Source organism: Algibacter sp. R77976 (assembly GCF_044594645.1).
GTDB lineage: Bacteria > Bacteroidota > Bacteroidia > Flavobacteriales > Flavobacteriaceae > Algibacter_B.
Genome location: NZ_CP138989.1, coordinates 2,633,992 through 2,653,830, shown reverse-complemented (window position 1 = coordinate 2,653,830; position 19,839 = coordinate 2,633,992). Strand labels below are relative to the sequence as shown.

The window sequence follows — 19,839 nt, the reverse complement described above, 5'->3', positions numbered from 1 at the left end:
GTAGTTATTAAACTGTTTTTCGTGATTGAATAAAAAAAATATGTTTGTTTGATAAGAATTCAATAATACCAGATGTATTTTAAAAAAAAATTAATAAAATAAAATCTCCTACACTACTGTTTATAGGTGTTTACAAGTTTGGCATCATAATTGAATTATTAATATAGTAACCAAATAATAAGATTATGAAGAAACTACTACTTTTATCGATTTTCGCAGTATTCATGTTTTCATGTAATACTAGAAAACAAGTTGAAAAAGCTGTTAACTCTGGTAATTACGACCAAGCTATTACTTCGGCTTTAAAGAAACTAGAAACAAATAAAGACAAAAAACGTAAATACGATTATGTGTTAATGTTACAAGATGCGTACTACAAAGTGGTTGATCGTGATTTAGCAACTATTGCCCATCTTAGAAAGGACAATAACCCTGAGGCTTATAAAGCTATTTTTGAGTTGTATCTTGATTTAGATGCGCGCCAAAATGCTATAAAACCTGTTTTACCTTTATATGTTGAAGGCAAAAATATTTCGTTTGATTTTAATAATTATACTAATAATATAGTAATTGCGAAAGCAAACGTATCAGATTATATGTATGAAAAAGGATTAAGTCTTTTAGAATCTGATAATAAAATTGCAATAAGAGATGCCTATGATACTTTAAGTTATTTAGAGCGTATAAACCCAAACTATGAAAATACTCGAGAACTTTTAGAAGAAGCGCACCAACGTGGTACAGACTATATTATAGTGTCTATTAATAACGACACGCATCAAATGATTCCGAGTCGTTTGGAAAATGATTTATTAAACTTTAACACCTATGGATTAAATAAGTTTTGGAGCGTATACCATACAAACCCTATTGAAAATTTGAATTACGATTATGCTATGAATCTAGATTTAAAACGTATTAATATTTCGCCAGAACAACTTAATAAACGCGAGTTTTTAAGAACACGCAATATTAAAGATGGCACAGAATATAAAAAGGATAGAAATGGTAACGCTGTAAAAGATAGCTTAGGTAAATATATTAAGGTTGATAAAATGGTTAGAGTAAAAGCCAGACTTATAGAAACTATTCAAACAAAATCTGCTCAAGTTATTGGAGATGTTGTTTATATCGATTTGGCAACAAATCAAACCATAAACAGTTTCCCTATTGATAGTGAGTTTGTTTTCGAATCTGTTTTTGCAAGATATAGAGGTGATAAACGTGCTTTAAATAATAATGACATAGCACTTATAAATAACAGACGTGTGCCTTTCCCAAGTAATGAACAAATGGTTTATGATACTGGCGAAAACCTAAAACTACAGCTTAAGGATATAATTAATTCTTATGCTGTGAGGTAAGAAGTTAAAAAAAACCTCCCAAGATAATTCTTGGGAGTTTTTTGTTTAAAATAATATTGCTTTAAATAAACGTACTCAAATCCAGATTATTAATCTCCCCGTGCGAAGCATGTGCAACCACTACCCCATTTTTTATTACTAAAATTTGTGGTGATTCGTGCATTACTTGAAACTTGTACCCTACTTCGTTTGATACGTCTCGGTAATTCAGCAAATCTAAATAGTGTAAATCTAAATCGTTTTCAGTTAAACCATAAGCTTCCACAAATTGGTTCATAACCATTCTACTAATTCCACAACGGGTAGAGTGTTTAAAAACTACTTGTGTTTTTGTCTTAGACTTATTTGCTATGCTTTCTAATTGCGATAAATCATTTAAAGCTATCCAAGGCAATATTTTTTCTTCTTTTGGTTCAGAATTACCACCAAATAATTTATTTATTAAACCCATAATATATATTTCTTTTTCAATTCCCCAAAAGAGGATAATTATTATTTATAGCGTTACCGCAAGGGTCGGGCTTTTCAATACAAGTCCTCGCTCCCAAAAAACGGGTCGCTGTGGGCTTTCCTTTACAATCCCTAACGCCCTACTGTTATGTGCTTACTCAACACTAAAAAACGCAAATTTAACGTTTCCCTATAACTCAGTCGTAACCTTTATCAAAACTTACAAACCGACAAAAAGTCACCAATAACAAGCCTTTAAGCGACATTTTGTCTCCTAAATTCAATTGGTAAGATTATTGACTTATAGCTTGTAAAGAAAATAAAATTAAAGTTATGAACTTAAACAATTATACAATTAAATCGCAAGAAGCCATACAGCAAGCGCAACAAATTGCACAAGATTTCGGTCATCAACAAATAGAAAATGAACATATTTTCAAAGGTATTTTCGAGGTTGATGAGAACGTTTTGCCATTCATTTTAAAAAAATTGAATGTAAACGTATCAATATTAGAACAGGCTTTAGGTAAACAATTAGAAAGTTTTTCTAAAGTATCTGGAGGAGACATTATGCTTTCAAGAGAAGCAGGAAAAACACTTAACGAGGCATCTATCATTGCTAAAAAAATGAAAGATGACTATGTATCAATCGAGCATTTAATTCTTGCTGTTTTTAAATCGAAAAGCAAAATAGCTCAAATGCTAAAAGATCAAGGTGTAACAGAAAAAGGATTAAACGCCGCTATAGACGAATTACGAAAAGGAGAAAACGTAACCTCGCAAAGTCAAGAAGAAACTTATAATTCGCTTAACAAATACGCTAAAAACCTAAACCAGTTAGCGAAAGATGGAAAATTAGATCCTGTTATTGGTCGTGATGAAGAAATTAGAAGAATACTTCAAATTTTATCTCGTAGAACAAAAAACAATCCCATTCTAGTGGGAGAACCAGGAACTGGTAAAACCGCCATTGCCGAAGGTTTAGCGCATAGAATTATAGATGGAGATATTCCAGAAAATTTAAAAGACAAGCAAATTTTTGCACTAGACATGGGTGCTCTTATTGCTGGTGCAAAATATAAAGGCGAATTTGAAGAACGCTTAAAAGCCATTATTAAAGAGGTAACAACCAGCGATGGTGATATTGTACTTTTCATTGACGAAATACATACGCTTGTTGGTGCAGGTGGCGGACAAGGCGCTATGGATGCAGCAAACATATTAAAACCAGCATTGGCTCGTGGAGAATTACGTGCCATTGGTGCAACCACTTTAGATGAATACCAAAAATACTTTGAAAAAGACAAAGCTTTAGAGCGTCGTTTTCAAAAAGTAATGGTAGATGAACCAGATACCGAGAGTGCCATTTCAATCCTTCGTGGTATTAAAGAAAAATATGAAACACACCACAAAGTACGAATCAAAGATGAGGCTATTATTGGCGCAGTTGAGCTTTCAACAAGATATATCACAAATCGATTTTTACCAGATAAAGCCATCGATTTAATGGACGAGGCAGCTGCAAAATTGCGCATGGAAATCAATTCTAAACCCGAAGAACTGGATGTTTTAGATCGTAAAATCATGCAGCTAGAAATTGAAATTGAAGCTATTAAACGTGAAAAGGATGAAACGAAGTTAAAATCATTACGTTCAGATTTAGCTAATATAAAAGAAACAAGAAATGCCCTTAATGCGAAATGGAAAAGCGAAAAAGAAGTAGTTGATAATATTCAAAATACTAAACAAGATATTGAGAACTATAAATTAGAAGCTGAAAAAGCAGAACGCGAAGGTGATTATGGAAAAGTAGCCGAATTACGCTATGGTAAAATTAAAGAAGCTCAAGAGCAACTTGAAATTTTACAAAAACAATTACAAGAGCAATCTGAAACCTCGTTAATTAAAGAAGAAGTTACTTATGACGATATTGCAGAAGTTGTTGCCAAATGGACAGGTATTCCGCTTTCTAAAATGTTACAAAGTGATCGAGAAAAACTATTAAAGCTTGAAGATGAATTACACAAACGTGTTGTAGGACAAGAAGAAGCTATTGTAGCTGTTAGTGATGCGGTTAGAAGAAGTCGTGCTGGGTTACAAAACCCTAAAAAGCCTATAGGAACCTTCTTGTTTTTAGGAACTACTGGTGTTGGAAAAACAGAACTTGCCAAAGCGTTAGCAGAATATTTATTTGATGATGAAAATGCAATGACACGTATTGATATGAGTGAGTACCAAGAGCGTCATGCTGTAAGCAGATTGGTTGGTGCACCTCCGGGATATGTTGGTTATGATGAAGGCGGGCAACTTACTGAAGCTGTTAGAAGAAAACCATATTCTGTTGTGCTTTTAGATGAAATTGAAAAAGCGCATCCCGATACGTTTAATATTTTATTGCAAGTATTAGATGAAGGTCACTTAACAGACAATAAAGGTCGTATTGCTGATTTTAAAAACACAATCATTATTATGACTTCAAATATGGGAAGTTCTATCATTCAAGATCGTTTCGAGGCAACAAAAGATATTGATTCTGCTATTGAAGCGGCCAAAGTAGATGTGTTAGCTTTATTGAAACAAACGGTACGCCCAGAGTTTTTAAACAGAATTGATGATACTATTATGTTTACACCTTTAAGCAAAGAAAACATTATTGATATTGTTGGCTTACAGCTTAAAAGTGTTACTAAAATGATTGCGCAACAAGGCATTACATTTGATGCAACACAAGAAGCAATAAATTACTTAGCAGAAAAAGGTTATAACCCAGAATATGGCGCGAGACCCGTAAAACGTGTTATTCAGAAAGACGTTTTAAATACGCTAAGTAAAGAAATATTAGCAGGTAAGGTTACAACAGATAGTATTATTTTACTTGACGCTTTTGATGATAAATTAGTTTTTAGAAACCAAGGTGATTTAGTTACAGAAGGACTTTAAAATAGTATAGACTATTTGTAACAATTTGAAATATTAATAGTCTAATAATTTGGTTAGTTAGTTGAAAAGCAACGTGAGTCTTAATTTAAGATAAGCGTTGCTTTTTTTATAATCCATAATTAAAAAATATACAGATTGGTAGTTATTAAATTATAATAGAAATGCAGGTTTACTCATTTTAATATACTCAAACAAAAAAGAGTATCACATTCAGACACTTTAACACAATATGCTTGAAAGCGTTATTAAACCTACAAGTTCTAATACATTTAAATCACCTTTAACAAACGTGATATAAATTTGTAATAAATTTAACATCTAAAACATAATTTTTTACCGTATATCTAGTTAATTACTAATATGAGATACCGTTAATCTAATATTTATGATTTTATATCGATTAATTCATATAAATTAATAATTTAGCTTAAAAGTGACCCCAAATCACATCATTTAATTAATAGCAATTTGATTTTTTCATTCCTCAAGAATTAAATCTTTAAAAATAAAAAAACCTACTTATATCCCATGGACATTTCCAAATACATAGATTATACATTATTGAAACCTTGTACTACCGAGCGTGAGATTATTGACTTATGCAATACTGCTAAAATTAATAATTTTTTCAGCGTTTGCGTTAGTGGCAGTTATGTTGCATTAGCAAAGCAAGCACTTGAAGGCTCTGATGTAAAAGTATCTACAGTTATTGGATTTCCTTTTGGCGGTATGGCTACAGAAGCTAAAGTTTTTGAAGCTGAAAAAGCACTAGAAGATGGTGCTAATGAAATTAATATGGTTATAAACTTAGGTTTTTTAAAAAGTAGAAACTATGTTTCTGTTTTAAAAGATATTAGTGATGTAAAATTTGCTATCGGAAAAACACCATTAAAAGTTATTCTTGAAATTTCAGAATTAAATAAAAATGAAATTATAAAGGCTTCTGAAATATGTTTAGATGCTAAAGCAGATTTTATAAAAACCTCTACAGGTTTCTCAAAAGGTGGAGCAACTTTAACTGCTGTAAAAATCATCAAAAAAACGATACGAAATAAAGCCAAAATAAAAGCATCTGGTGGTATTGTGGATTTTGAAACCGCCTTAAAATACATTGATGCTGGTGCAGACAGAATTGGTACTTCTTCGTTAATAAAAAGCAAAAACAATAATAGACAAATTAGAAACACTAAAGTTTATAAGGAGTATATTGAAACGATATTGCATACTGAAACAGGAAAAAAAGATACTGCTGAAAAAATAAAACATCAATAAAATTTCCTAATTCTTATTATTTATTCAAAAGAACTGATTTAAATCATAGTATGAAAATGATATAAATGCGCATCTTCGTGTTTAAAAATTATTAGTTATAATCCCGTTTATTAAAAAAATAAACTTAATTTTATAATACATATGAAACTTTTAAACACCTATATAGACCACACACTTCTTAAACCAACCGCTACAAAAAGCGATATTATTAAACTTTGCGAAGAAGCTATCGAATACAAGTTTTTTTCCGTTTGTGTAAATAGTTGCTACGTGAAATTGGCAAAATCAGAATTAAAAAATAGCGAAGTAAAAGTATGCAGCGTTATTGGGTTTCCGCTTGGGGCAATGAGTACACAAGCCAAAGTTGAAGAAACCAAATCTGCACTTGATGATGGCGCCGATGAAATTGATATGGTTATTAATGTTGGCTTACTAAAAAGTAAAGATTTTGATGCTGTATGGAAAGATATTGAAGCTGTAAAAAAAGTGATGCCTAATAATATTCTAAAAGTAATTTTAGAAACCTGTTATCTTAATGAAGTAGAAATTATTAAAGCTAGCGAACTTGCTATTCAAAGCGGAGCAGATTTTATAAAAACTTCAACTGGATTTGGAACTGGTGGCGCAACTGTAAACGATGTTAAATTAATGAAAAGCGTCTGCAAAGATTGTACAAAAATTAAAGCATCAGGTGGTATTAGAGACCAAAAAACGGCCTTGACATATATTAATTTAGGCGTTAGTCGTTTGGGAACATCTTCTGGCATAGCCATAGTTAAAGGTGAACAATCAAATTCAACTTATTAATTCAAAATTAAAAGTTTGTCCCGTAAACTTTTGTGCTAAATTATTTATTGCAGATTTGGTGAGTTGCAAAACCCTTGGATACCCTCCAGTTGTTTGGCAATCTCTCATTAATACAATAAGCTTTCCCGAAGGCGTTAATTGTACAGTTCCTGGCAATACAGGCGACGTAATAATACTGTCTAAAGTATTCTCTAAAGTATCTTCAAGTTGATAAGCCATTCGGTTATTGTATTTTGAAATAGCAAACGTTGTATTCCTTATTTTTTCCTGTTGTTCAATTGTGAGCTGTTCAAATTCTGGCCCTTTTAAAACGTGTATGTTTGAATTAGATATATAAGATGTGTCTATTCTAAGATTTGAATAAGGCATTTCATATTTTAAGTTCAAAACTTCTATGGGTAATGTATCCCCTTTCTTAATTGCAGATTGCTCCGTAATGTTCTGATACATACTTCTGCTGTTCATCACCTTTTTAGTTTTAAAGCCTCCTAAAACTGCTAAATAACATCTAATACCACGTTCTGGTTTTCCAAAAGACAACACGTCATCCGGTTTTACCTTAAACACCTTATTGTTTTTTATAGGTTTTTTATTCAATTGCGGATTCATATTGGCACCAGATAAACATATTAAGGTATGGCAGTTAAACCTTAATTTAGCGCCAGTAATTGTCATTTCTAAAACAGCATCATTTACAGCATTTCCTAAAAGTGAGTTTGCTATAATTGCAGCTTGTTCATCCATAGCACCAGAATACGGCACACCATAATCTTGAACTCCCAGTCGCCCTAAATCTTGAATAGTAGAGTAAAATCCTGCTTGTAGTACTTCAACCATGTATAACCTCGCTTTCTATTGTGTATTTGTTGCTTTCTATCAAATCTTTTATACGATTGTAAGTTTTAATATCAACAGGATAAAATTTCACCTGATCCCCTGCTTTAGCAAAGCATGGCGAATTATCTACTGGATTAAAAAACTGAATTGGAGAATTTCCAATAATATGCCAACCTCCTGGGCTTTCAATAGGGTAAACTCCAGTTTGATTGCCTCCAATAGCTATCGCTCCCTTTTCAACTTTTAAACGTGGTGTTGCTTTTCTAGGAGTAAATAAAGTCTCATTCAAACCACTTAAATATAAAAACCCAGGTAAAAAACCAATAAAACAAACGGTATAGAGAACGTCTGAATGCCTTTTAATAATCTCACTTTGTGATATATTTTTTGATTGTGACATCTCCTCTAAATCTAAAGCAAATGGTGCATCATAACAAACTGGAATGTTCCATAATCGAGATTCAATTGAATTTTTTGCTGAATTCCCCGTTTTATAAATTGACTTTAAAATCTTAATCTCTTCATCAAAAGCGGTTAATGCTTCATTATAAATCACCAATAATGAATTATATGCAGATCGAACTTCTGTTATAGGTAGGGAATCGCTTTTTTTAATTAAATCTTTAAAATGAAGTATATCAAATAGGATGTCATCTTGAATAACAGCAGGCCATTCAATTAAAATAGCATATTCTCCGAAAGGTTTATATGAAAGTTTAAAAGCCATGTATTATCTAACTTTAATACCTTCTGCTTTTAAACGACTGGTTAACGTTTTAACCAAACTTACAGCCTCTGGATTATCACCATGAATACAGAATGTATCAGCCTTTATGGTTTTATAATTGCCATTAACAGTTTTTACTTTTTTAGTAGAAAACATCCCATAAACATGATTAAAAACCAGGTTTGAGTCTTGAATTATTGCGTTAGGTTCTGTTCTTGAAACTAAGGTTAAATCATCGTTATAATTTCTATCTGCAAAGGCTTCGTATAGGATTGGTATATTTTGCTCTAAGGCTAGTTTTGCAATAACCGAATTATACGGCACATAAAGTTTTGCAGGAAGCATTAAACAGGTCATAACCTCAATAATAGTAGTAGCGGTTTTTTTATTGGTTGCTGCTAAATTGTATAAAGCACCATGAAGTTTTACATGATGCAAAGGTAAATGCGCTTCATTTAAAATTGCGAGTAAATCTTTAATTTGACTTTTTATGGAAGTAAATAACGCAACACAAGACATATCCATCACTTTTCTACCAAAATTTTCTTTATCAGGAAACGATGGGTGTGCGCCTATTTTAACTTGATATTTTTTTGCTAATTCGACCACTTTTTTCATGGTTTCAGCATCACCAGCATGACCACCGCAAGCAATATTACAAGACGATATGTATGGCATTAATTGGTGTTCGTTACCAATGCCCTCTCCTAAATCTGCATTTATATCTATTACTAGGTTTTCCACTATACTAATTTAGGTATTCTTGCTTAGAAATCAAGATGTAAAAAGTAAAAGTTCTTAAACTCTTATAATCTTGTTTGATGTGATTATACATGAAGGAAATAATAGGTTTTGTATTTTATATGCATTATCGCCACCAGTCACAGACTAGCGGTAGCGGGGTAACTTGGATTTTTATTATTAACCTTTTTAAATATTATCAATCACTTCATCTGCAACAGTTTCAACTGCATCTTCAACTATTTCCACCGCCTTTTCTTCCGCCGTTTCTACAATCGTTTTTTTCTTTTTTCTTTTTTTATCCCTATCAAGAAGATTTAACATAGGATTATCAGATTTTTGATAATCGTAAATAAGTTTACCAGGGTTTTCACTTGTAACCTTTAAGAAACTACCTAATAATTGCGTTCTAAGTTCTTGAGCAATATCATCATTATCCAATCCATCTATTTGATTTGACAGACCTTGAATTGTCATACTTAATACTTGTTTGTGCGAATATTCTTCTATTAATCTTTTTGATAGATTAACTTTTTTGTTTGCAGAAATTGTTGTCCAAATCAATGGGATATATAATGGCATGAAAGCTAATATTACATTAGGTGTTCTATTTATGACTTCAGATAGTTCAACTCCTGTAATAAGTGAATAAACACTTATAGCAATTGGCAGAGCTGAAACCCATGCAAGATTTCTAATGCCCTTGCTAAACTTTGCTTTGTATTCTATGAATAATTCTTCTTCTTCCTCTTTCTTTTTTATGAAAGCTGAACTAAGACCAGCTGTCATTGCGTTTGGTAGAAGTTCCTCAATTCTTTTGTTGATTGATTCATATTCCGTAATGGAGGATTTAACGATTTTTTTTAATTGATCTTTGTTATTATCTATAAATGAATCAACCTTTGCGCTGCTCTCTGTTTCTATCTTACTAATCTTGATTTCTAAGTTAACCGAACTATTTTGCAATTTCTCATAGGTCTTTTCCAATTCAGCCTTCAACCCGTCGATTTCAACTTCTTCTCCATCCTCATCTTCATCAGTATAACCAACTATTTCTCTATGCAGAGAATCAATTTCAGTTTTCTTCGATAAAATGCCTTTGTATGTGGAATTAGCTTTGTCTGAGCTCTCATCTATTGAATTTAATTGAGTAGATAATTCATCAATATTGGTATTCAAATCTGGGTACTGTTCAAATATTTCATCAAGCCTATTACACTTATCAACCAATAAGGAACTCTTATCGTTTATTTCAATACTAGAGATGTTTGATGATTCAAGTAATTCAACTATTTCGTCTTTAGATGATGAAATTACTTTGGATTCCTCTAATACATCATTTTTAAGTCCTTCTATAGATCGGAATAACTCATTGGCTTTATTGAACCTTTCCTCAGTCTTATTACGATATTCAGCAGCTTTACGAGACGCCTGTTTAGCCTCTTTTTCATAATCTGACGGCTTTATTTCCACCTTTTTTTCAAGCTCAACTAAACGCTCCCACAACATTCCTTTTTCGTGTTCCAAAGACTCAATTCTTCTACTATTCTCTCCCATATTAAACATAATAAACAATTGTAATTTTATATGGCTAATTTAAGAATTATCCTACTATAAAAACAATATAGTTATCAACAAGTAATTAACTAATTTTGAGTCATCTAAACTATTTCCAGCGACCGATAACATCCGAATCGTTGCGCCAAAGATTAGTTTATAAATGATTCTACGATTACCTCCAATGCACTAATTTCGTACGCGTAAATCAAAGACTAGGTGTAGAAGTTTTTTTTCTGCAATTATAATTGAACTATACCAATATCTTGACACTTTGTTTTCTGAAAATAATAATTTCAACTTTTCCCCCGCTACCGCTAGTCTGTGACTAGTAGCGCCAAAGATTGGTCACTCGAACTTATATTAATGAGATTCCTGCCTCCGCAGGAATGTGTTACCCCAACCAACCATCACGATCCAAACTTCTGTACTGAATCGCTTCACTAATATGCGAACCATTAATATTTTCACTTCCTTCTAAATCGGCTATAGTTCTTGAAACTTTCAGGATTCTATCATAAGCACGAGCAGATAAATTTAAACGTTCCATAGCCGTTTTTAAAAGCTGTTTAGAACCTTCATCCAACACACAATGCTTTCGTATTTGTTTGGTATTCATTTGGGCGTTATAATGCACCACATCAGAATCTTCAAAACGTTTGGTTTGGACTTCTCTGGCTTTGGTAACACGTTTTCTAATATCTACAGAGGTCTCTCCTTTTCTATCGTCGCTTAACTTATCAAAAGGCACAGGCGTGACTTCAATATGAATATCGATTCTATCTAACAACGGACCAGAGATTTTCCCCATATAACGTTGCATTTCTGCTGGAGACGATGTTATTGGTGCATCTGGATCGTTAAAAAACCCACTAGGACTCGGATTCATACTCGCTACCAACATAAAAGATGATGGATAGGTTACCGTAAATTTAGCTCTAGAAATGGTAACTTCTCTATCTTCAAGCGGCTGACGCATCACCTCTAAAACTTCACGCTTAAATTCGGGTAATTCATCTAAAAACAAAACACCGTTATGTGATAATGAAATTTCTCCTGGCTGTGGGTAACTTCCGCCGCCAACAAGTGCTACGTTCGAAATGGTATGATGCGGACTCCTAAACGGGCGTTGCGCCATCAATCCTGTATCTTTTACACGACCAACTACAGAATGAATTTTAGTAGTTTCTAAAGCTTCATGAAGCGTCATAGGCGGTAAAATACTCGGCAAGCGTTTTGCTAACATCGTTTTTCCTGCTCCCGGAGGTCCAATTAAAATAATATTATGTCCGCCAGCTGCCGCAATTTCCATACAGCGTTTTATGCCTTCTTGTCCCTTAACATCTGAAAAATCAAACTCAGGAAAATCCAAGCTTTTTTCAAATTCTTCTCTGGTATTTATTATGGTTTGTTCTAACGGTTCGCCTTTATCAAAATAGTTAATAACTTGCTCAATATTTTCAACACCATACACCTCAAGATTATCTACAATAGCCGCTTCTTTAGCATTTTGAGAAGGTAGAATAAAACCTTTAAAACCTTCTTCTCTTGCTTTAACAGCAATGGGTAAAGCGCCTTTTATGGGTTGCAAACTGCCATCTAAGGACAATTCGCCCATAATTAAGTATTTATCTAAATCATCTGCTTTAATTTGATCTGTGGATGCTAAGATGCCTATGGCTAAAGTTAAATCGTATGCACTTCCCTCCTTTCGTAAATCGGCAGGCGACATATTAATTATAATCTTTTTTCCTGGAATTCTATAACCGTTATTTTGAAGCGCAGCAGCAATTCTAAAATTACTCTCTTTAATGGCATTATCTGGCAATCCTACAAGATGGTAACCAACACCTTTATCTACATTAACCTCAACGGTAATGGTTGAAGCCTCTACTCCGAAAACGGCACTAGCAAAAACTTTTTTAAGCATAATTTTTATTTCTGCTTAAATGTAAGAAATGTATTTTAGAAACGAAATAAATCTCAGACTTCTATTGTAATTGCTTTATAACAAATTCTGATCGCCTATTAATTTCATGTTCTTCTTCGCTACACGCATCTTCGGTCTCACAATGTTGTATAGGTTGAGATTCTCCATAGCCAACAGCAGAAATACGATGTGCGTCAATGCCCTTAGACACCAAATATTCCATTGTAGACGTTGCTCTTTTTTGAGACAAATCTTTATTATAAGCTTCATTACCTCTAATATCGGTATGAGATTCTATCTCGATTTGCATGTTAGGATATTTTAGCATCAAATCGACAACAGGTTGCAATACTTTTTTAACATCTTTACGGATATACCAAAGCTTATAATCAAAGTTTATATCGGCTGTTTTTATAACAAGCTTATCGTTTTGAGATATAATATTAGGTTCTGATGCAATAATATTATTGTATTGCTTCTTTTTGTTTTCAGCCGCTTTGTTTCTTTTTTCTTGTTCTTGCTTTTGTTTTTCTTGCTCTACTTGCTGTTGCTTTTCAAAGGCTATTCGCTGCTTTTCTTGCTCTTTTTTATTAATAGAAGCTATAGAGACTAATGCTAAAGAAGCATCGTTCTTTGCATTTCTTTGATCACCAATTCTTATTTTGCGTTCTGCATCTTGGTAACCATCTGCACTTGCTTTTACAATAAGTGTTATTTCACAATTGGTAATATCGTTAAAAACGCCATCAGCCGTGGTAATGCATGTTGCAATAACCTCGTTACTTTTTTCTGAAACTAGCGTAAATGTTACTTTTGAATTTGAAATGGTTTCCTTAGTATCTTTATCTGTAATAATTCCCGTTATATACTGCTTGCAGTCTTCTATTATTAATGGTTTTAATTCTTTAAAACTGTAAATGTCATCACTACCCTTTCCTTTTGGTCTGTTAGAGGATATGTAACCTGTTTTTGATGTATCATCTAAATAGTATGCAAAATCATCATATCCAGAATTAAGAGGCAATCCTAAATTATCTGGTTGTTGAAAATCAGCTCCCTTTAACTTAGACCAAAACACATCTAAACCTCCAAAGCCAAAATGCCCGTTTGAAGAAAAATATAAATCGCCATTATCAGCAATAAAAGGAAATTGTTCTCTGTGTTTTGTATTAATATGAGATCCTAAGTTTACAGGATTTCCATAAGTTCCATCTTCATTAATATCGACATAAAACAAATCGAAACTCCCTAAAGTCCCAGGCATATCTGAAGCAAAATACAAACGTTTTCCATCTTTACTTAAAGCTGGATGTTCTACTGAAAACGTATCGCCGTTAAAAGGAAGTGACTCGATGTTAGTCCAATTACCATCTACAAATTCTGCTTTATATAATTTTAAATGTGTAACTAATTTATCATCTTTAACCTCTTTACCTTTAGTAAAATTATTTCTAGTAAAATACATGATTTTGCAATCTTTACTAAAAGCAACTGTACCTTCGTGTAATTTTGTATTTACCTTGTTTGAAATTGATTTTGAAGCCGTATTCCCTTTTGCAATACTATCTTTATGAATTTTATAGATATCTAAAAACGGCTGGTCGTTCCATCCATAATACCCACTAAAAATATTCTTTTTATGTGCTACTTTTCTTGAAGCGGCATACACTAAAAAATTATTATATGGCATTATTCCGAATTCTGAATTCTCAGAATTAATTGCTAAATTTTCTAAGCTATAACGATTACCAATGGCTATAATATTTTCTTGTTTTACAACCTCAGCATCAAAAGCTTCTATTGCTGAAGCATCAACTTTTTCAACTAGAAATTCACGACTTACGCTATTGGCATCTTCGTAATTCCCTGAAGCTTTCAATGCTTGAATATATTTGAAAATATTCTCGTCTGTTTTATTGCCGCGTTTACTATTAACCAAATAGCCATACAATCTAGCTGACGATTTAAGATCGCCTACATTATAGTAACACGTGGCTAAATTTTCAACAACTTTGGTGATTCTATGTTTGCTATTTACTTCTTCGTAAAGCGGAATGGCTTTGGCATAAAAAGCGCGTTCAAAATAAGCATTCGCTTTTCGTAAATCATTATTAAATATCTTTTTATCAGCTATTTTCTTTTCTTGAGAAAATCCAGAAAACATGATTATAAAGGCAAATATTGGTAGTAATTTTTTCATCAATAATTTTTTTTAGAAAAATCTAGGTGATTTCTTAAAGCCATCTTTAAATTCGAATAACGAAATATCGAATAATAAAACAATTTCGTGTGAGCCATTATTATAGTTCGAAAAATCTGTAACCGTAGCATCGTACGAGTAAGCCACCTTAAATGATGGTGTTACTCTAAACCCAACGATACCACTTACGGCATCATCTAAACGATATGAAACTCCTGCTTCAAAACGATCATATAATAAGGCATTTACGGATAAATCAACATTTACAGGAGCGCCTTTTACACCTCTTGTCATAAATGAAGGTTTTAATTTCAAATTGTCGTTAACAGGAAATACGTAACCTCCTATCATATAAAAATGAACTTCTTCCTTACCCAATTTAGTAGCTATTACTGAATCGTCTAATTGTGTTGTACGTAAAAAATTAGGAGCGGATAAACCAACATAATAGTTATCTGTAAAATAATAAGCTCCTGCACCAATGGTTGGGTATACTTGATTCACATTGTTAGTAAATGTAGGATCATTAGGATTAATTAATGTTCCAGAAAACGCCGTATCATACAATGTAAAACCTGCTTTTAAACCTAGAGACAATTTGCTGTTATTATTTAAGGTTAATAGGTAAGCGAAATCGGCATTAATATTCTTTTCATTTATTTCTATTACATCTTGCCCAATTTGATCGGATGTAAAGGTGACACCCATTTCTATTTTATCATTAAACGGTGTATGCGCAAAAAATGATAATGTTCTAGGACTTCCAATAGTATTTGTCCATTGTTTACGGTAATTACCCCCTAAATTAATAACGCCAAAATCACTTGTAGCATAAGCAGGATTAACCACACTCATGTTATATGTGTACTGTGTAAATTGAGGGTCTTGCTGTGCTATTGTGGTATTGCATAACAATACAACACATAGAACAGTAAATATATATTTTTGCATTTTTAAATTGGTATTGCTCGTCATTATCGTTTTAAATAAACTTGTCCTTGATATGGTTTTGTATCAAATCGATTAAAATTAATCACATAAAAATATACGCCTGTTGGTAAAATACCGCTACTTAATAGTCCGGATTGATTGCTTTTACCATCCCAAAAACCGACTTCTATATCGCCTTTAAAAACTAGTCGTCCGTATCTATTATAGATTTCTATGTTATAATCTGGGTAAACAAATTCTATATTCTGCAATTCGAACGTATCATTAATAGTGTCTCCGTTTGGTGAAAAAGCATCAGGAATTACTAACATTTCTGGAGAGCAAACCGTCAAATCGACCATAATAGCTACAGGATTGCTTTCACAAATAATATTTTCGCCATCAATTGTAGTGCTTATTTCGTAAACCGCATAATAGATACTATTCTCTAAAACAGTATCGTTATTTAATACATTTCGAGTGGAAACATCATTAGAATCGTACCAAACTAAAGTGTGGTTTAATGGAATTGTAAATCGCATATTTCCTGAATCATCTTCTAGTAAATCTGCAATCACCTTTTCTTCAATACCACAAAAATCTGCATTGGTTGAACTTGGCATTGGGTCTGAAACATTAACTAAAGTTATAATAACCTCTAAAATTTCACTTTTACACGTATCTTCTTCAATTTGCGCAAAATAAGAAACACCATCTTGTAATACTTCTGTTCCCGTTAATGGTGCATCGTTTTCATCAAACCACAATACATTTTCACTTCCTAAATACACGCTATCTAGAGTAGGCACATCTATACTACAATGTGAACTTATAAAATCATCGCTTGATATGGTTGGGTTTGATAATGTTAAGCTAACTAAAGTTCTTTCGGTACTTCCGCAACCTTCTGTAATAGTTTGTGAAGCATAAATAGACCCAGAAATTGAAGCTAATTCTGTATCAACATCTAATGCTGTGGTTGTTGTTTCATCTTCAAAAAGTGAAATACTACTTGAGGTTTCTGCTTCAATAATAGCAATTAAATCTTGAATTGTTGGATTGCTTTCTAAACATAGCGTTACGGGTGATATTACAGGTTTTGTTGCTACACCTTGAAGTGTAAAATTAACTTCTACAATATCACTTACACACGTACCTGCAATAACTTGTTGCACATATATTGGACTTGATACATTTTCTAATAATTCAGTTACAGGAATAACAGTTGTACCGGCTTCATCTGAAAAATATGAAATAACACCTTCTCTATAAATAGAAACATCTGTAAATCCTAAATCTGCTAATGTAAATAGCATACCTCCTGCTGTACAAAAATCATTCACTAAAGGTTCTGGATTGGGAGCTACATCGGTTATCGTATAGGTAACTTGAACACGGTCGCTCTCACAACCATCTATCGCTGTTTGGGACACCCAATATTCCATAGTATCATCTAAAGGTAAAGATGTACTGGTATAGGCTTCTCCTGTTTCTGAAGTATACCATTGGATTTTTGCTGAACTAGTCTCTACTAATAAATCGCTTATGGTTGGTGTTGCTGAAGAACAAAATTGATTTGTTAAAGGCGTTGGTGTACTTGCTTTATCTACAAAGTTTATAACAGCAAGCGTTCTATTTGTACTTGTACATCCTCCTGAGATTGTGATTTCTGCCCAATATTGATTATTAATATCTATAACATCTGATGTATTAAAGGCGGTTCCATCCATTTCTGAATCAAACCAAACAATGTCTTGACCAGAAACATCTAAATCGCCTACCGTATTTGTGACTAAAGAACAAAAGGTATTATCATTTAAAACTGGAGATGATGCTTGTGTTACGATGGTAACTGTTATTTGTTCTGTTCCTAAATCGCATCCCGTAATAGCACTCGTAAATACAGCAATGAACACTTCGTCTTCTGTAATTTCATAAGTATCTGGCAATTCAGTTCCAGCCAAATCTGTAATAGTAACATCAACATCTGTGCCTGCAAAAACGGACAAATCGCCAAGTGTTGCTGGTCCAGTAAGCAAACACACTTGAAAATTATTTTTTATTAAAGATGCCGGCGCTTCTTCTCCTATTCTAAAAGTTAAACGGGCATCAAATATATGGGATGAACCATTTTTAGATAGTGCTATGTCTATGCCTAGCGTAGCATAATTATCTATTTCTGTTTGACTTAAGCCTCTACAAGTTGCATTATCATTTTGTACACTTCTAATAACAAATACATAATCGCCATCTGGTAATGCACTAACATCATTACTATTTGTTAGGTTTATATCTATACCATCGCCTTGTGTATTGTTTGTTAAAGATACACTTGGGTCTCTTGGATCAAACAACTGTGGTTCGCTTCCATATTGATAAATATCGAATGTTACAGGATTATATGTAATTAACTCTCCAGAAGGACTATCGAAACCAAACTGTAAACTTGTAGCATCACATTTATCATCTGGCACAATACTAAAGACAGGGTTTGGAGGTGCAGGTATTAAATTAAGATTAGAAGTTGCATTAATGTCGTTACAATGCACAAAACTATTTGTTTCAAAAAAGACTAATGTATTTAGCCCTTGTTTAAAACGTTCTACAGGTACAGTAGAGGTTGCATTTCCATTTGAAAAGGTAACTTCATCTGTATAGGTTACAGTATTTATTGAATATGAAACTGATACTGTTTCATCTATTGGGTTGAAAGCGGCATCAGCAGCATTTATATAAGTTATTAAAATATCATCGAGTTCACACCCAGAAGTTGATGAAACAATAATCGAAGGCTCAAAGTACATATCAAAGTCTACCTCTGGAACATTTACTATTGATGTACATAAAACTACTGGTCCGCAAGATGCAAGCGCAGTAATATTGTTTATTTGTAAAGTTAGCGTTTCACTTGTTGTTAAAGTAAGACCTGGTACTAAACCAAACTGTGCTGTTCCGTTTTGAAAATTAACAGCTTTTGTTTCAGTATATGTTCCAAGACTAGTGCCTGTAACGGTAAAAGATAAACTGTAATCACCATTATCTAAAAGGGCATTATCATATGTAATTGTTACATCACCACTACAAGAGACATCGGCGGAACCTTCTAAAACAAGCTGTTTTTCGATACAAACAAAAAATGTTGCTTCTTTTTCTTCACATATGGGATGTTCTGGTAGTACTTTATAAGTAAATCCATAACTTCCTGGTCCTAAATTATTATAAATATTTTCAACATTTATTTCAAAATCGGTACCACTAGAAATTTCTCCAGTAGCTGGTATATTAATATCTGTCCATTCTCCATTAGAATCCTCATCATTTAATCTTGAAAAAAGATTTAAGGCTGTTAATCCAGACATATCATCTGTTTCGCATAGGTATAAATTCTCAGGTTCCCCAGGGTCTGGAGATCTTCTAACTTCAACATCTATTGTTGCAGAACGAGCAGGACAACCATTTACCTCTGGTATAGTATAAGTAAACGTATATGTACCAATAGGAACACCGCCAAAATCAAAAAACTCTCCCTCTAGTTGTCCTAAAGCCATATTACCAGAATCTTCTGTCCAATTACCTCCCACATCTGGCCCAATCCTACTATTAATGGTATCGATAAATATGAATAAATCTATAATATTAACAATATCATCATCATCAGCTTTTAGAACTTGACACACATTATTTGTTCCAGGATTTTGATTGCTCTCTCCAGGATAGCCTCCTAAATGTATAATAACGGTAGAGATACTTGCATCACATGCCGGATTCATGTAAGTAAAAGAATGAGGTCCAAACCTATTAATTCCCCAAAGGTTTAATATCCCTGTGGTTTCATCTAGAGCCTCAGAATTAAAATTGCTTCCAGAAACCCAAGTTCCACCTGGAGTTTCACCCGTTAATTGATCAAAAAGGTTAAATGTTTGTAAACTTGGGTCTAATTCTTTATTACAGATGGTAATTTCGGAACCTGTACCTGCACATTGCGCTGTAATTGAGGAAAAATTAAAAAAAGTAAGACTTATTAATATGACGCGGAATATATTGCGAAAGCAAGTATTCATATTTTATAATGGCTTTGGGTTTA

13 protein-coding genes are annotated in these 19,839 nt (G+C 32.9%); 4 read left to right on the top strand and 9 right to left on the bottom strand.

Features of this window, described 5'->3' with window-relative positions; all coding sequences use genetic code 11:
* Window positions 1-185: 185 nt before the first annotated feature.
* Window positions 186-1,364 (top strand): hypothetical protein, encoded by a 1,179-nt coding sequence (locus SJY43_RS11385; RefSeq protein WP_396600865.1) that lies wholly within the window; start codon window positions 186-188, stop codon window positions 1,362-1,364.
* 61 nt (window positions 1,365-1,425) lie between these two features.
* On the opposite strand, the gene ytxJ is transcribed toward SJY43_RS11385, so the two are convergent.
* Window positions 1,426-1,815, bottom strand: a complete 390-nt coding sequence (ytxJ, locus tag SJY43_RS11380; protein ID WP_396600864.1) for a bacillithiol system redox-active protein YtxJ — start codon at window positions 1,813-1,815, stop codon at window positions 1,426-1,428.
* Window positions 1,816-2,147: 332 nt separating this feature from the next.
* Here ytxJ and clpB point away from each other — a divergent pair, with 332 nt between their 5' ends.
* The 3 genes from clpB to deoC (SJY43_RS11365) all read left to right on the top strand — a co-directional run bounded on the left by clpB (window position 2,148) and on the right by deoC (SJY43_RS11365) (window position 6,833).
* A complete protein-coding gene (gene clpB, locus SJY43_RS11375) occupies window positions 2,148-4,754 on the top strand; it encodes an ATP-dependent chaperone ClpB (protein WP_396600863.1) in 2,607 nt (868 codons plus the stop codon).
* Window positions 4,755-5,282: 528 nt separating this feature from the next.
* Window positions 5,283-6,026: a deoxyribose-phosphate aldolase gene (gene deoC, locus SJY43_RS11370; protein WP_396600862.1), complete on the top strand. Its 744-nt coding sequence runs from the start codon at window positions 5,283-5,285 to the stop codon at window positions 6,024-6,026.
* Window positions 6,027-6,167: 141 nt separating this feature from the next.
* The gene (gene deoC / locus SJY43_RS11365) at window positions 6,168-6,833 is read left to right on the top strand and encodes a deoxyribose-phosphate aldolase (protein ID WP_396600861.1); all 666 of its coding nucleotides are present in this window, start codon (window positions 6,168-6,170) and stop codon (window positions 6,831-6,833) included.
* Here the strand turns inward: deoC (SJY43_RS11365) and SJY43_RS11360 are convergent.
* From SJY43_RS11360 to SJY43_RS11325, 8 genes are all read right to left on the bottom strand, one after another.
* Window positions 6,822-7,670: a biotin-dependent carboxyltransferase family protein gene (locus SJY43_RS11360; protein WP_396600860.1), complete on the bottom strand. Its 849-nt coding sequence runs from the start codon at window positions 7,668-7,670 to the stop codon at window positions 6,822-6,824. The two genes, deoC (SJY43_RS11365) and SJY43_RS11360, sit on opposite strands and share 12 nt — an antisense overlap.
* Entirely contained in the window at window positions 7,663-8,397 is a 735-nt protein-coding gene (pxpB, locus tag SJY43_RS11355) for a 5-oxoprolinase subunit PxpB (protein WP_396600859.1), read from the bottom strand. The genes SJY43_RS11360 and pxpB overlap by 8 nt, the downstream gene beginning before the upstream one ends.
* 3 nt (window positions 8,398-8,400) lie before the next feature.
* Entirely contained in the window at window positions 8,401-9,141 is a 741-nt protein-coding gene (pxpA, locus tag SJY43_RS11350) for a 5-oxoprolinase subunit PxpA (RefSeq protein ID WP_396600858.1), read from the bottom strand.
* Window positions 9,142-9,327: 186 nt separating this feature from the next.
* Window positions 9,328-10,695, bottom strand: coding sequence for a hypothetical protein (locus SJY43_RS11345; protein ID WP_396600857.1), 1,368 nt, complete (start codon window positions 10,693-10,695; stop codon window positions 9,328-9,330).
* 394 nt (window positions 10,696-11,089) lie between these two features.
* Window positions 11,090-12,625 (bottom strand): YifB family Mg chelatase-like AAA ATPase, encoded by a 1,536-nt coding sequence (locus tag SJY43_RS11340; RefSeq protein WP_396600856.1) that lies wholly within the window; start codon window positions 12,623-12,625, stop codon window positions 11,090-11,092.
* Window positions 12,626-12,686: 61 nt separating this feature from the next.
* Window positions 12,687-14,825: an OmpA family protein gene (locus tag SJY43_RS11335; protein WP_396600855.1), complete on the bottom strand. Its 2,139-nt coding sequence runs from the start codon at window positions 14,823-14,825 to the stop codon at window positions 12,687-12,689.
* Window positions 14,826-14,837: 12 nt separating this feature from the next.
* Window positions 14,838-15,776 (bottom strand): type IX secretion system membrane protein PorP/SprF, encoded by a 939-nt coding sequence (locus SJY43_RS11330; RefSeq protein WP_396600854.1) that lies wholly within the window; start codon window positions 15,774-15,776, stop codon window positions 14,838-14,840.
* A 23-nt stretch (window positions 15,777-15,799) separates the two neighbouring features.
* Window positions 15,800-19,816, bottom strand: a complete 4,017-nt coding sequence (locus SJY43_RS11325; RefSeq protein ID WP_396600853.1) for a gliding motility-associated C-terminal domain-containing protein — start codon at window positions 19,814-19,816, stop codon at window positions 15,800-15,802.
* Between the last annotated feature and the right edge of the window lie 23 nt (window positions 19,817-19,839).